Origin of the sequence: Longimicrobium sp. (assembly GCA_036377595.1) — a bacterium.
Classification (GTDB): domain Bacteria; phylum Gemmatimonadota; class Gemmatimonadetes; order Longimicrobiales; family Longimicrobiaceae; genus Longimicrobium.
Genome location: DASUYB010000115.1, coordinates 1 through 13,414, shown reverse-complemented (window position 1 = coordinate 13,414; position 13,414 = coordinate 1). Strand labels below are relative to the sequence as shown.

14 protein-coding genes are annotated in these 13,414 nt (G+C 71.2%); 10 read left to right on the top strand and 4 right to left on the bottom strand.

Going from position 1 to position 13,414, the window contains the following annotated elements; translation table 11 throughout:
* Positions 1-93 precede the first annotated feature (93 nt).
* Positions 94-2,196 carry a molybdopterin oxidoreductase family protein gene (locus VF092_20665; protein HEX6749717.1) on the bottom strand — a complete coding sequence of 701 codons (2,103 nt, stop codon included), beginning with the start codon at positions 2,194-2,196 and terminating at the stop codon, positions 94-96.
* Between the two features lie 207 nt (positions 2,197-2,403).
* On the opposite strand from VF092_20665, the gene VF092_20660 reads away from it, so the two are divergent.
* Entirely contained in the window at positions 2,404-2,832 is a 429-nt protein-coding gene (locus VF092_20660; GenBank protein ID HEX6749716.1) for a putative toxin-antitoxin system toxin component, PIN family, read from the top strand.
* Positions 2,829-3,068, top strand: a complete 240-nt coding sequence (locus VF092_20655; GenBank protein ID HEX6749715.1) for a toxin-antitoxin system HicB family antitoxin — start codon at positions 2,829-2,831, stop codon at positions 3,066-3,068. The genes VF092_20660 and VF092_20655 overlap by 4 nt, the downstream gene beginning before the upstream one ends.
* A 76-nt stretch (positions 3,069-3,144) precedes the next feature.
* On the opposite strand, the gene VF092_20650 is transcribed toward VF092_20655, so the two are convergent.
* The gene (locus VF092_20650; protein ID HEX6749714.1) at positions 3,145-3,732 is read right to left on the bottom strand and encodes a hypothetical protein; all 588 of its coding nucleotides are present in this window, start codon (positions 3,730-3,732) and stop codon (positions 3,145-3,147) included.
* A 136-nt stretch (positions 3,733-3,868) separates the two neighbouring features.
* Between VF092_20650 and crcB the strand changes: the two genes are divergently transcribed.
* The 3 genes from crcB (at position 3,869) to VF092_20635 (ending at position 5,425) form a co-directional block, all read left to right on the top strand.
* Positions 3,869-4,282 (top strand): fluoride efflux transporter CrcB, encoded by a 414-nt coding sequence (gene crcB, locus VF092_20645; protein ID HEX6749713.1) that lies wholly within the window; start codon positions 3,869-3,871, stop codon positions 4,280-4,282.
* 8 nt (positions 4,283-4,290) lie between these two features.
* Positions 4,291-4,710, top strand: coding sequence for a DUF190 domain-containing protein (locus VF092_20640; protein ID HEX6749712.1), 420 nt, complete (start codon positions 4,291-4,293; stop codon positions 4,708-4,710).
* 136 nt (positions 4,711-4,846) lie between these two features.
* A complete protein-coding gene (locus VF092_20635) occupies positions 4,847-5,425 on the top strand; it encodes a hypothetical protein (GenBank protein HEX6749711.1) in 579 nt (192 codons plus the stop codon).
* Between the two features lie 194 nt (positions 5,426-5,619).
* Here the strand turns inward: VF092_20635 and VF092_20630 are convergent, their stop codons facing one another.
* Both VF092_20630 and VF092_20625 read right to left on the bottom strand, forming a co-directional pair.
* Positions 5,620-6,930 carry an amidohydrolase gene (locus VF092_20630; protein ID HEX6749710.1) on the bottom strand — a complete coding sequence of 437 codons (1,311 nt, stop codon included), beginning with the start codon at positions 6,928-6,930 and terminating at the stop codon, positions 5,620-5,622.
* A gap of 201 nt (positions 6,931-7,131) precedes the next feature.
* The gene (locus tag VF092_20625; protein HEX6749709.1) at positions 7,132-8,016 is read right to left on the bottom strand and encodes a hypothetical protein; all 885 of its coding nucleotides are present in this window, start codon (positions 8,014-8,016) and stop codon (positions 7,132-7,134) included.
* A gap of 223 nt (positions 8,017-8,239) precedes the next feature.
* Between VF092_20625 and VF092_20620 the strand changes: the two genes are divergently transcribed.
* The 5 genes from VF092_20620 (at position 8,240) to VF092_20600 (ending at position 13,256) form a co-directional block, all read left to right on the top strand.
* A complete protein-coding gene (locus VF092_20620; protein HEX6749708.1) occupies positions 8,240-9,613 on the top strand; it encodes an NAD(P)-binding domain-containing protein in 1,374 nt (457 codons plus the stop codon).
* Between the two features lie 369 nt (positions 9,614-9,982).
* The gene (locus tag VF092_20615; GenBank protein ID HEX6749707.1) at positions 9,983-10,882 is read left to right on the top strand and encodes a CD225/dispanin family protein; all 900 of its coding nucleotides are present in this window, start codon (positions 9,983-9,985) and stop codon (positions 10,880-10,882) included.
* Complete coding sequence (locus VF092_20610; GenBank protein HEX6749706.1) at positions 10,882-11,322, top strand: DUF2752 domain-containing protein; 441 nt, start codon at positions 10,882-10,884, stop codon at positions 11,320-11,322. Before VF092_20615 ends, VF092_20610 begins: the two co-directional genes overlap by 1 nt.
* A 29-nt stretch (positions 11,323-11,351) precedes the next feature.
* Entirely contained in the window at positions 11,352-12,251 is a 900-nt protein-coding gene (locus VF092_20605; GenBank protein ID HEX6749705.1) for a zinc ribbon domain-containing protein, read from the top strand.
* Between the two features lie 186 nt (positions 12,252-12,437).
* On the top strand, positions 12,438-13,256 hold the full coding sequence (locus VF092_20600; protein HEX6749704.1) for a hypothetical protein: 819 nt from the start codon (positions 12,438-12,440) through the stop codon (positions 13,254-13,256).
* Positions 13,257-13,414 lie beyond the last annotated feature (158 nt).

Below are 13,414 nucleotides of genomic sequence, written 5' to 3'. Positions count from 1 at the left end.
TCCCCAAAAAAGATGTTTCACGCGGAGACGCGGAGCCGCGGAGGAGATCAGCTTCCTCCACGGCTCCGCGTCTCCGCGTGAGATCTGCCGTGATCAGTTGACGGCGACCGCTTCGACCTCGACCGCGTTGTCGTAGAAGGTGGCGCCGCCACCGACGTCGGTCAGGCGCTGCGCGGTGGTGTCGTTCACCGTGCGGCCGCACTCGGAGCGGCTGGCCCAGCGCACGCCGTAACTGACGGCGATCCCCGGCCGCACGTCCTCCGTCACCACCGCGCGGGCGAAGAAGTCGCCGCGGTCGTTGAAGGTGCGCACGCGGTCGCCCTCGCGGATGCCGCGGACCGCCGCTTCGTTGGGGTGCAGCAGGAGCTTCGCGTCTCCCGCCGCACGTGAGAGCGCCGGCACGTTCACGAAGGTGGAGTTCATGAACGAATGCTCGGGCGGGGAGAGGAGCGTCAGCGGGAACGCCGCGGCACGCTCCGGCGCGGCATCCGCGCTCTCCGCCGGCGGGATGTACGTCGGCAGGGGATCGAGACCGAGCCGCTCGAGCTCCGGCGCGAAGATCTGAATTTTTCCAGTGAGCGTGTTGGGACGCGGATCGGCGTACGGACGCCAGTCGCGGGGAACGTTCACCCGTGCGTAGCCCTCTTCCAGCAGCCGCTCGAAGGTGATGCCGCGCATCCACGGGTGCGGGGTATCGAGCGCCTGGCAGACCAGGTCGAGGTCCGAGTCGCGGAACGCGGGATCGTCCAGCCCCATCCGCGCGGCAAGGCGCCGGAAGATCTCGGAGTTCGGCAGGCTCTCGCCGACCGGCTCGATCGCCGGGCGGTTGAGGGTGACGTACAGGTGGCCGTACGACGTGTGCACGTCCCAGTGCTCGAGCTGCGTGGTCGCGGGGAGCACCCAGTCCGCGTAGTCGGCCGTGTCGGTGCGGAAGTGCTCGAGGACGACGGTAAACAGGTCCTCGCGCCGGAGCCCCTCGCGCACCGTGCGCAGGTCGGGCGCGACGGCGCCGGGGTTGGAGTTGTAGACGACCAGCGCCTTCACCGGCGGTCCGCCGACGCCCGCGTCCGGCAGCGTGAGCGCGTCGCCCAGCCGGACCATGTTGATGGTGCGCGTGCCGGGCGGCACCCACTCCGGCTTCTCCAGCGCGGCCACGTTCGCCTTGAACGCGCCGCCGACGGAGAGCGTGGCCCCGCCGCCCAGGTCGCGCCACGCGCCGGTGACGGCGGGGAGGAGGGAGATGGTGCGCACCGCCATCCCCCCGCCCGCGTGGCGCTGCAGGCCGTAGTTGAGGCGGATGAACGCCGGCCGCACCGTCGCGTACTCGGCCGCCAGCGTCTCGATCTCCGCCTCCGCCAGGCCGACCGTCTCCGCCGCGCGCGCGGGGGACCACTCGGCCAGCACCCGGTCGCGCAGCGCCTCCCAGCCGACGGCGTGCGCCGCCAGGTACTCCAGGTCCGCGTGGCCGTCGCGGAAGGCGACGTGCATCATCGCCAGGGCCAGCGCGGCGTCGGTGCCGGGGCGGATGGCGAGCCAGCGGTCGCACTGCGCGGCGGTGCGCGTGCGGATGGGGTCGATGGCGATGATCCGCGCGCCGCGCTCGCGGGCGCGGCGGAGCGCGGGCCAGAGGTGGGGATTGGAGGTCAGCGTGTTCGTCCCCCACAGCAGCACCAGGCGCGCATGCTCGGCCTCCTCGGGCGAGGGGCCCATGCGGTCGCCGTAGGTGGCCTTCCACCCCTCGCTTCCCGCGGCGGAGCAGATGGTGCGCGCCAGCAGCGACGCGCCGATGCGGTGGAAGAAGCGCCGGTCCATCGAACTCCCCTGCACCAGCCCCATCGTCCCCGCGTACGAGTAGGGGAGGATGGACTGCGGACCGTGCGGGCCCTCGCGGATCTCGTTCAGCCGCCGCGCGATGTCGGCCAGCGCCTCGTCCCACGTGGCCGGCTCGAAGCGCCCCTCGCCCTTGGCGCCCACGCGACGCAGGGGGATGGTGACGCGGTCGGCGTGGTAGGTGCGCTCGACGTAGCGGTTGACCTTGGTGCAGAGGAAGCCCTGCGTGACCGGGTGCGCGGGGTTGCCCTGCACGCGCACGGCGCGGCCGTCCTTCACGTGGACGAGCATCGCGCAGGTGTCGGGGCAGTCGTGCGGGCAGGCGGCGCGCACGACGCCGTCGCGGATCAGCGGGAGGGGAGTCAAGGCATCGCTCGGCTGGATGGTGCGTCGCCGGAGGAAGGCTGCCAAGTCGCAATCTCGCGACGAGGGCGCGCACGTACAAGCGACGCGGAGCTTGGCCCCAGTGGTGAATCGAGGGATGGCCCATCCGACGCCGCACATTGCGACCTGAGATATTATCCCGATCTGCCAAGCCTTGAGTCACGTGGCGGTATCACGTATGATATCACAATGGCTGCGCCTGAGGTGGTGCTCGATACGAACGTTCTTGTCGCCGGGCTCCGTTCGCAGCTTGGCGCGGCATTCGACGTCCTGAGGCTGGTCGGGACCGGCCAGTTCGGAATCAACGTCTCCATCCCTCTTCTAATGGAATACGAGGACGTGCTGCTCCGACCCAATATTGTTAGTACCGTTCCTCCCGAGGTGATCAAAGACGTCCTGGACTATCACTGCACCGTGGCCCGGCAGCACGAGATCTTCTTTCTCTGGCGGCCGGTGTTGAAGGATTCCAAGGACGACATGGTTCTAGAACTTGCAGTGAAGGCACGCTGCGGCTTCATCGTCACGTACAACGAGCGGGACTTCGCCGGCTGCGAACGGTTCGGGGTCGAAGCGATCACGCCGGGCGAGTTCCTCAAGCGCATAGGAGTCTACCGATGAGCACGCTCAGCTTGCGACTGCCGGAGTCGCTGCACCGCCGGGTGCGCGAGCTCGCCGCACAGGAAGGTATCTCGATCAACCAGTTCATCGCGACGGCCGTCGCGGAGAAGATGGCGGCGCTGATGACAGAGGATTATCTGCGCGAGCGTGCCCGCCGCGGAAGCCGGGCGAAGTACGATGCAGCGCTGGCCCAGGTCCCGGCAGCAGAACCGGAGGAATACGACCGGAAACCCTGACCCGGCAACGGACCACGACAGCGAAAGGGCGCCCTCCGCGGAGAGCGCCCTTCGTGTCGAGCGGCCGGTCAGCCGGTCACCATCTGCCGAAGCCGGAGACGGGGACGTTGAAGCCGCCGACCAGGCGGAAGGCCTGGAAATCTCCGGTGAAGGTCCAGCGCGCCTCGGCGAACGGGCGGAGCGCCGAGCCGCTGATTCGCCCGCCGTCGATCCCCGCCAGCAGGTTGAAGCCGGCCTTGGTCTCGTTCTCCAGGTCGCCGTCGAAGTCGCGGCGCAGGAAGGCCGCGCCGCCGCCGCCGTACAGCCCGCCGAGCTCGTCGAGCTTGATCAGCCCGTCGATGTTGGCCTGCCACTCGGCCGCGCCCTCGTTGTCGCCGAAGAACACGTCGAAGCTGGGCGTCACCTGGAACTGGCGGATCACGGGGATGCGGATCTGCGTGCCCACGCTCCCCTGGTCGTCGCGGAAGTCGGCGCCGCCGCGGATGCCGAACTCGATGGGGCCGCGATCCCAGTGCCGCCGCCGGTAGTGGTCGCGATCACGGTCGCGGTCGTGGTCCTCGCAGATGACCACGCGGCCGCGCGCGGTGCTGCGGCAGCGCTGCGCGCTCGCCACCTGGGCGGAGAAGAGCAGGAGTGCGATCAGACAGAAGGAGATGCGGCGCATGTCGTACCCTCCGGTTCGCTGCGGACGGAGCGCGCCCCCGCGCGCCCACTCACGTGTGATGCCCGGCCCCGGCGGATGGTTGTAAGCCGCTTGCGCCCGCAGACCCGCGCGCCGATCCTGATTCCCATCCGTTTCGATCCATTCACCCCGACCATCGAGCGCGACGCTGCTCCTCCTCTACCTTGCCGCCGGCGGCGTGGCCGGCACGCTGGCACGCTACGGCCTGGGCAAGTGGATCCCCACCTGGGCGGGGACGGACTTCCCGTGGGCCACGCTGGCCATCAACCTGGCCGGCTCGTTCGTGCTGGGGTTCGCCATGCGCGCGGCGGAGACGATGCCGATCTCGCCCGAGGTGCGGGGGATGGTCACGATCGGGTTCTGCGGCGCGTTCACCACCTTCAGCACGTTCAGCCTGGAGACGGTGACGCTGCTGCAGGCGGGCGAGTGGGGGCGCGGGGCGGTCTACGCGCTGGGGAGCATGGCGCTGGGCGTGCTGGCGGTGCTGGCCGGGCTGGCGGCCGCCGGCGCGGCGTTCCGCCCCAGGATGTGAGGCGGCCGATGCACAGCTTCCGGGGCGAGCGCACGCTGATGCGCATCTTCATAGGCGAGAGCGACCGCTGCGAGTCTGGCCCGTACCGCGGCAAGCCGCTGCACGACGCGCTGGTGCGGATGCTCCGCGAGCGCGGCTGCGCGGGCGCCACCGTCCTCCGCGGGCTGGCGGGCTTCGGCGCGAGCGCGCGGGTGCACACGGCGCGCGTGCTGGAGCTCTCGCTCGACCTCCCCATCGTCGTCGAGGTGGTGGAGACGGAGGAGAAGATCCAGGAGCTCCTCCCCGAGTTGGACGCGATGATCGGCGGCGGGCTGGTGACGCTGGAGCGCGTGCGCGTGATCCTCTACCGCCCCGGCGGCGTGCCCGAGGGCGAGCGCTGGCAGCATCGCATCGAGGGGCTGGAGCCTGCGGACGAGGGCGAGAACTGAGACGGCCTCACGCGGAGACGCGGAGATCGCGGGCCTGCGTCTCCGCAACACGATCCTTTACCGTTTGGAGATGATGATCGATGGAGAGATGAAGTGACGCAGCATCGTAGACACATCCCGATTTCCCTGATCTCCCATGCAGACCCGAATCCCCATCCTTCTCTCGACCGCCGCGGCGCTCGCGTGCGCGGCGATCCCGGCGCGCGCGCAGACGGCGGCGGGGCCGGCGCGGCACACCCTCGCCGCGGCGCGGCTGCGCGGGCCGGTGCTCGTTCCCGCCGCGGCGCCGGACCCGAACGCGGCGCTGGCGGCGCAGGTGGAGCCCAGCAAGCCGCGCCTGTACTTCTCCATCCCCTTCTCGGCGGCGGCGGCGTTCGCGGGCGCGGCGGTGGGATACGGCGCGAGCTTCGCGGGGCTGGACTGCAGCGACGAGGGGCCGACGTGCGGCGGCGGCCCCGACAACGCCGAGTACCTGGGCGCATACGCCGGAATGTCGCTCGGCGCCGCGCTGGGCGCGCACCTGGGCGGGCTGCGGCACGACAGCAAGGGCGGCTTCCTTGCGACGCTGGGCGGGGCGGCCGTCGGCGCCCTCCCCATCCTCGTCGCCGACAAGGAGAGCGACGCGGCTCTCGAGACCGGGGCCATCGTGGGCTTGGCGACGAGCACCGCGGGCGCCGTGCTGGTCGACTACCTCGTGCGGCATCCGCGGCATTGACGCGTCACCCGGGCGATCGTGCGGACGCGGCGATAGATCCTTCGGCCTGCGACCTTCGGTGCGGACGCTGATGGCGGTGTGACCGGCCTCAGGATGACGTCGGGTTGGATCGCGGCGCGAATCTACGCAACAAAACAAGTCGGCGTGCGGAGAGAGATCTCTGCACGCCGCTGTTCTTCACCACCCCACGACCGTCAGCGAGACGCCGTGCGGACGCCGCCGCTGGTGAGGTAGTCGAGGAGGAGCGTCGACATCACGCGGATGCCGATGGGGATGGAGTCGTCGTCGGCCTGGAAGGTGGGCGTGTGGTGATCGCCCGAGGTGGTGCCCGGCTTGACCGTGCCCAGGCGGTAGAAGAAGCCCGGCACCGCGTTGGAGAAGTAGGCGAAGTCCTCGGCGCCGGTGGTGGGCGGGATGTCGAGCACGTTCTGCGCGCCCATCAGCCGCACCATCGTGGGCCGCATGCGGTCGGAGAGCTCGCGGTTGTTGACCGTCACCGGCGTGGTGCGCTGGTACTCCATCTCGTACGTGCCGCCGCCGGCCCTGGTGACGCCGTCCAGGATCTCGCGCATCCGCCGCTCGATCTCGTCCTGCACCTTGGGGTCGAACGTCCGCACCGTACCCATCATCATCACGTCGGCGGGGATGATGTTGAAGCGCTCGCCGGCGCGCACCATCCCCACCGTCAGCACGCTGGGCTCGAAGGGCGACAGGTTGCGCGAGCGGATGGTCTGCAGCGCCAGGATGGCCTGCGACGCCATCACCACCGGGTCGATGGCCAGCTGCGGCGACGCGCCGTGCGCCTGCCGCCCGTGGATGGTGATGGTGAAGCGGTCCGACGCCGCCATCGCCGGGCCCAGCGTCCAGCCGACGTTCCCCGTCTGCATCTGCGCGAAGGTGTGCAGGCCGAAGACGGCGGTGGGATGCCAGCGGTTGAACACGCCCTCGCGCATCATCAGCTTCGCGCCACCCTCCTCGCCCGGAGGCGCGCCTTCCTCGGCGGGCTGGAAGAGGAAGACGACGGTGCCGGGGATGCGCTCCTTCATCCCCGCCAGCACGCTGGCCACGCCCATCTGCACCGCGGTGTGGATGTCGTGCCCGCAGGCGTGGCTCACGTCCACCGTCTTCCCCATGTACTCGCCGGTGGCGGTGGACTTCCACGGATAGGGCGTGTCTTCCTTCACCGGCAGCGCATCCATGTCCGCGCGCACGGCCACCACCGGCCCCGGGCGCCCGCCGCGGAGGATCCCGACCACGCCGGTGTGCGCCACGCCGGTGTCGACCTCGAAGCCCAGCGAGCGCAGGTGCTGGGCGACGAGGTGCGAGGTGCGGAACTCGCGGTTGGAGAGCTCGGGGTGCTGATGCAGGTCGTGGCGCACGGCGACCATCTGCGGCGCCACGCGCTGGGCGGCGGCGGCGACCGCGGCGTCCCACTGCTGCGCGGTCAGCGGGAGGGGCGCCAGCGCGGCGCCGGCCAGCGCCAGCGCGCGAAGGACGGGCTTCATCGGGGCCTCGGGAGGGTGTCGGGTCCGGAGATGGGGGAGATGGCCCCGGGAAGATGTACCAGCGCACGAGGCGGGTCAACGGGCGGCAGATAGATCCATGAAAAGAATGGCTCACGCAGGCGCAGAGGAGCAGAGGCAGCAGAGGAAACCGATCGGTTCTCTGCTGCCTCTGCTGCTCTGCGTGAGGCAAAGCTTTTTCTTCTACCGCGCGCGGCGCAGGGTGACGTCGCCGCTGACGGTGGTGACGTGCAGGGTGGGGCCGCCGCGGCCGAGCCGGGCGCGTGCCTGCTGCCCCACGCGGATGTTGTAGCGGCCGCGCCCTTCGCGGCGGGCGAGCTGGACGGGGAAGTCGGACTCGATGCTCCCCGACAGCGTTCCCGCCTCGAAGTCGGCGTCGATGCCGGCGGGCACCTCGAGCGTCACGCTGCCGCTGACGGAGCGGAACTCCAGGTCGCGATCGCCCATCCGCCCCAGCTCGGCGAAGACGTCGCCGCTGACGCTGGAGGCCTCCACGGGACCCGCCGTGGCCACGCGCACGTCGCCGCTCACGCTGCGGGCGTCGACGGGTCCGCGCAGGCGCCGCGCCTCCACGTTGCCCGACACCGTCCGCGCCGCCAGCCGCACGCCGGCGGGGACGCGGACCGTGAAGTTCACCCGGCCGTCGTCGTCGTCGATGGTCACGCGGCGGCGCGAGTTGCAGGCGTCGCGCGGCTCGCCGCGGTCGTCGTCATCGTCGTCGTCGCGCCAGCGGCTGCCGCCGTCGCCCGGGTAGATGGCGCAGATGACGGTGCCCGACGCGCGCCGCACCACCTCGACGCGGATGCGCTCGGCGCCGCGGCCGCTGCGCACGCCGGTGACGGTCACCTCGTCGCCGTCGGTGGGCTCGGCGCGGATGTCGCCGATGATGTTCAGGACCTGGATCTGCTCGCCCTGCGCGATACGGCCGCGCCAGTGGAAGTCCTGCTGCGGCGCGGCGGCGGGGGCGGGGGTGACGGGCTCCGCGGCGCCGGCCGCGGCCTGGTGCGGATGCGGAAGCAGCCCGGCGAGGGCCGCGGCGGTGCCTGCTATGCCGAAGAGGCGGATCATCGTTCGATCTCGAAGGTCGGGGGGAGGATGGGTGACCGGGCGATGATGCGCGCCCGGACGGTTGGCTCGCGAAGTTGGATGGCGGGCGACGACGGAGGGTTTAACCGTCGCCCCGCATCGTCCGCGGGGACGCGATCCATCGTGCTTGACGCGGCTTCGTCCGCGGCGCGAAACTCCTTGCGGCGCCACGATCTCCATCTCCCTCCAGATCCCCATCCCCCGAATGCAGCTCATTGACCGGTCCGATCGCGTGTGCGTGGTGGGCGCGGGAAGCTCCGGGCTGGCGGCCGCGAAGAACCTGGCCGAGCGCGGCTTCGCGGCCGACGTGCTGGAGCGCGAGGACGACCTGGGCGGCAACTGGAACTACGGCAAGCCGTTCGCGCGCGTGTACCGGTCCACGCACATGATCTCGTCCAAGCCGTTCACGCAGTTCCCCGACTTTCCCATGCCCGCGGCGTTCCCCGACTATCCGCACCACTCGCAGGTGCTGGCGTACCTGCGCGCGTACGCGGAGCGCTTCGAGGTGGATCGGCGCATCGAGTACCGCACGCCGGTGGAGCGCATCGAGCCGGCCGGCGGCGGGCGCGCGTGGGAGGTGACGACGCACGGCGAGACGCGGCGCTACGGCGCGGTGGTGATCGCCAACGGGCACAACTGGTCGCCCAGGGTCCCCGCGTATCCGGGCGAGTTCACGGGCGAGACCATGCACTCGGCGCACTACCGCACGCCCGAGGTGTTCGCGGGGAAGCGCGTCCTCGTGGTCGGCGGCGGCAACAGCGGGTGCGACATCGCGGTGGAGGCGGCGCAGCACGCGGACCGGGCGTTCCACAGCACGCGGCGCGGCTACTGGTACATGCCCAAGTACCTGCTGGGAAAGCCGGCCGACCAGGTGGGCGACGTGATGCTGCGCCTGGGCGCGCCGCTCTGGCTGCGGCGGATGGTCGCCGGCCTGTCGGTGCGCTTCATCGTGGGGCCGCAGGAGAAGACGGGGCTGCCGCGGCCCGACCACCGGCTGTTCGAGACGCACCCCATCGTCAACTCGCTGCTGCCGTACTACGTGAAGCACGGCGACGTGACGCCGAAGCCCGACCTCGCGCGGCTAAGCGGGCGCGCGGTGGAGTTCGCGGACGGGTCGAGGGAGGAGATCGACCTGATCGTCTTCGCCACGGGCTACAACATCGAGTTCCCGTTCATCGACCGCGCGTGGCTGAGCTGGCGCGACGGGCGGCCGCGGCTGTTCCGCAACGTCTTCCACCCGGAGCTGGACACGATCTTCGTCGCGGGGCTGATCCAGCCGGACAGCGGCCAGTTCGGGCTGGTGCAGTGGCAGACGCGCGCCATCGCGCTGTTCCTGGACGCGGCGCGGCGGGAGACGCCCGCGGCGGCGCGCTTCCGCGAGCTGAAGCGCGGGCCGGACGCGGATCCCGGCCACGGCATCCGCTACAAGGAATCCACCCGCCACTACCTCGAGGTCGAGCACTGGAGCTACCTGCGCGGCCTGCGGAAGATCTGCCGCATGCTGGAGCAGGGGCTGGACGCGCACCCCGTCCCCGCCGCGCGCGCGGTTCCCCGCCCCGCGGAGACGGCGACGGCATAGATCGCGTCTCACCCTCGACGGGGCGGATGAATCCGCGGCGACGACGGTCCGAAGTCGGCCATCGCGGACTTCCCGGGCTGCATCGCCTGGCGAGCCGGCTTCCCGATCTCCCGAAACCCCTCGGGCGGCGGGGACGTACGGATGCGCTGCAAGCGGAGCGTCCGCTTGCGGTTGGAAGCGCGGCGGAGGCGCTCCGCCACTACGCGTGTTCACCTTGCGAAACGGCGCGGATCGGGGCAACTTGAGCCGTCTGCCGGCCCGGAAACCCGCCCAGCGCGTCCCGGCGCACCGCACCCTTCGCAGGTCCGCACCGTCCACCGAGATCGCGCGCCGCACGCGGCGGCGCCCGTCCTCCCACAGGAGCACCCAATGGCCCTCATCGCCTGCCCCGACTGCGGCAACCAGTACTCCGACGACTCGCCCTACTGCCCCAACTGCGGCCGCCCCAACCCGGCGCGGCAGGCCGGCAACGCGGGCGCGTCCACCGGCTCCACCGGCGCCTCGGACGCGGGCACGACCTCCGGCACGTCCGGCAGCACGGCGGGCGGCACCGGCGGCACCTACACGCCGGGCGGGACCACGGGCGGCTCCACCGGCGGGAGCGCCGGCGGCTACACGCCTCCTCCGTCGGGCGGGTACACGCCTCCCCCGTCGGGCGGGTACACGCCGGGATCGACCGGCGGCTCCCCCGGCGGGTCGACCGGGTCGACGGGCGGCTACACCGGCGGCGGCACGACCGGCGGCTACACCGGCGGGACGGGATCGACCGGCGGCGAGGCGCCCGCGGGCGGCGGCTACGGCTCCACCGGCCCGGCCGGCGGAGGCTACGCGGGCGGCGCCCAGGCGGGCGGGCCGGCGTACGGCCAGACGCAGGGCGGCTACACCGGTGGCGGCGGCTACACGGGGACGGGCGGGCCCGGCGGCGGCGGGTATGGTCCGGGCGGTCCGGGCGGTCCGGGCGGCCCGGGGGGCTACGGCGCGCAGCCGGGCGGGGGGCAGGAGATCCCCAACCACCTGGTGCTGTCGATCATCGCCACGATCGTCACCTGCCTGACCTGCTGCATCCCGATCGGCGCCGTGGGGCTGTTCTTCTCCACCCAGGTGAACAGCAAGCGCGACGCGGGCGACATTGCCGGCGCGTGGCAGGCGTCGAAGAACGCCAAGCAGTGGTCGATCATCGCGCTGGTGATCGGCCTGGTGTGGCTGGTGGTCAGCATGGTGTTCGGCTTCATGGGGATGATCATGAGCGCCGTGCAGCAGCAGGCCTGATGAGCACCGCGCTGCGGAAGGCCCCGGCTCTTTCGCCCGCGCTGCGCGGGGCCGCCGTCGCCCTGGGGGCGACGGCGGCCGCCGCGGGTCTCGTCGTGCTGTACCTCTACAATCCCCTGCAGGTCGGCTTCTATCCCCGCTGCCTGCTGTACGTGCTGACGGGGATCTACTGCCCGGGGTGCGGCGTGCTGCGGGCCACGCACGCGCTGCTGCACGGACGCATCCTGCAGGCGCTGGACTACAACGCGCTGTACGTCCTCTCCCTTCCCCTGATCGGCTACGCGACCGCCGCGCAGGTGCTGCGGGCGCGCGCCGGACGCCACGTGCTTCCGGTCGTGCGGCTGTCGGGGAAGGTGACGCAGGCCATCTTCTGGGTGTTCGTCCTCTTCACCGTGCTGCGCAACATCCCGGTCTATCCGCTGAACGTGCTGGCGCCCTGAGCGGCATCTCTCCCGAAGGACCCGTCTCCATGACCCACACCTGTCCCGACTGCGGCGCGCCCGTCTCCGAGCGCGCGGCGGTGTGCCCCCAGTGCGGCTTCCCCATCCGCCGCAACGCCATCCCGCAAGGCGGCGGGCCGGGCGCGCCCGCGGCGGGCGGAGGGGGAAACAGGACGGCGGTGCTGGTGCTGGCGCTCGTGGCCGGCGGCTTCTTCGTGGTGGTGGTGCTGGGAGTGGTGGCGGCGCTCGCCATCCCGCAGTTCTCGAAGGCGGTCAACCGCGCGAAGGAGCTGGAGGGCGAGGCGCTGCTGAAGCAGGCCTACACGCTGCAGCAGGAATACCGCAGCGAGCACGATGTCTACGCCCGCAGCCTGTCGGAGCTGGAGCCGCTGGGATGGCAGGCGCAGCGCACGGTCTACTACGACGTGGAGGTGTCGGCCGCCAGCGACCGCGACCTGTGCCTGGAGGCGGTGCCGAAGCGCTCCGCCGGCCGCGATGTGCCGCCTCTGAGCATGGACGCGGAGGGGCGCATCTACCACGACGCCGGGTGCACGGGCGCGCCGGCGCCCGGGCTCACGTACGACGATCCCTCCACCGACCGGGGCGAGCAGGCGCGCGGCCTCCTGGAGCAGGGCTATCGAGGGATGGCCGGGTACCGCGCGGCGCACGGCGGAGAGCTTCCCGCGACGCTGGGGGATCTCGGCACCGGGCTGGCGGCCGATGCCGCGGCCGCCGACTACCGGCTGGAGTACTTCCGCAACGCCGAAGGGCGGACGTGTCTCGCCGCGCGGCCTCTCAGCACGGTGGAGGGCCCGGAGCGCAGCGTCGACGACGGCGGCGCGCTGTACATCGGCTCGGCATGCATGGGGAAGGCGGTGGAGCTCTTCCACGAGGCGCCCGCGACATCATCGGGCGACACGGCGATCTGAATCCTCCGGAAAAAATCTCACGCGGAGACACGGAGACGCGGAGGACCGATCGAGTTCTCCGCGTCTCCGCGCCTCCGCGTGAGAATCTTCCGTTGTCTTCGATCGAGGTGATTCCGGGGTGATTCGATCTCCGTAGACTGGGAGCCGTTGGATCGCGTTTCCCCCTGCTCTTCCCAGGATGCGACCATGCCCACCTGCAAGTCCTGCCGCACGAAGCTCCCCCGCGGCACCATCGCCTGCCCGCAGTGCGGAACGCCCCAGCCGCACCTGAAGATCAAGCGCCCGTGGGTGCTGCTGCTCTTTCCCATCACCTTCGGGTTCGTGAGCGGCGGCCTGCCGAAGTTCCTGGACGCCTACTACGGCGCGCAGAAGACCGCCAAGGCCGACCGGGCCGCCGACGCCATGCGCGGCGTGATCCAGCTGGAGAAATCGTACTATGCGCGGCACGGCGAATACTCGATCAACGTCGAGGACGTGCTGCCGGCGGGGTTCCAGATGCCCGACCGCGGCGCCTACCGCCTGCTGCTGATGCGCAGCATGGACGGCGACGGCTTCTGCCTGGACGCCATGTCGGGGAACGACATGAACGTGGAGACGTTCAGCATGAACGAGGAGGGGAGGGTGTTCCGCGAGACCGGCTGCCCCCGCCCGCCCCTTCCCGCGGGCGAGACGCCGGAGGCGGGTGCGCTGCGCGTGGCCAGCGGCGTCTACCGGCACGCGGTGCGGTGGAAGGCGCGGCACCCGGACCGCACGTTCGGCTCCGGCGAGCGCTGGATGGGCGAGCTGCCGGCCGACGAGGTCCCCGACGAATACCACATCTTCATCGCCTCCTTCGCGGTGGACTATGACCCGAACCGCTTCTGCTTCGTGCTGAAGCCCGACGAGGCGCACCCGTCGCTCCCCGTGGTCGCGGTGACCGAGAAGGGTGAGCTGTTCCACGACGACGAATGCCGGGGCACCCCCTTCGCCCAGGTCGACGGCGCGATGGTCGGCCACACGAGATAGATCCTCCAAAAGATTTGTCTCACGCAGCAGGCGTTCGACAGCACCGTTTTACACGTTGGCCATAAGAGGTTGAACAGCAACAAGATACAACAAGACCCCGTCGGACGCGTGTACAACGCGTCCGGCGGGGTCTGAATCGAGGCAAGTGCTTACACAGG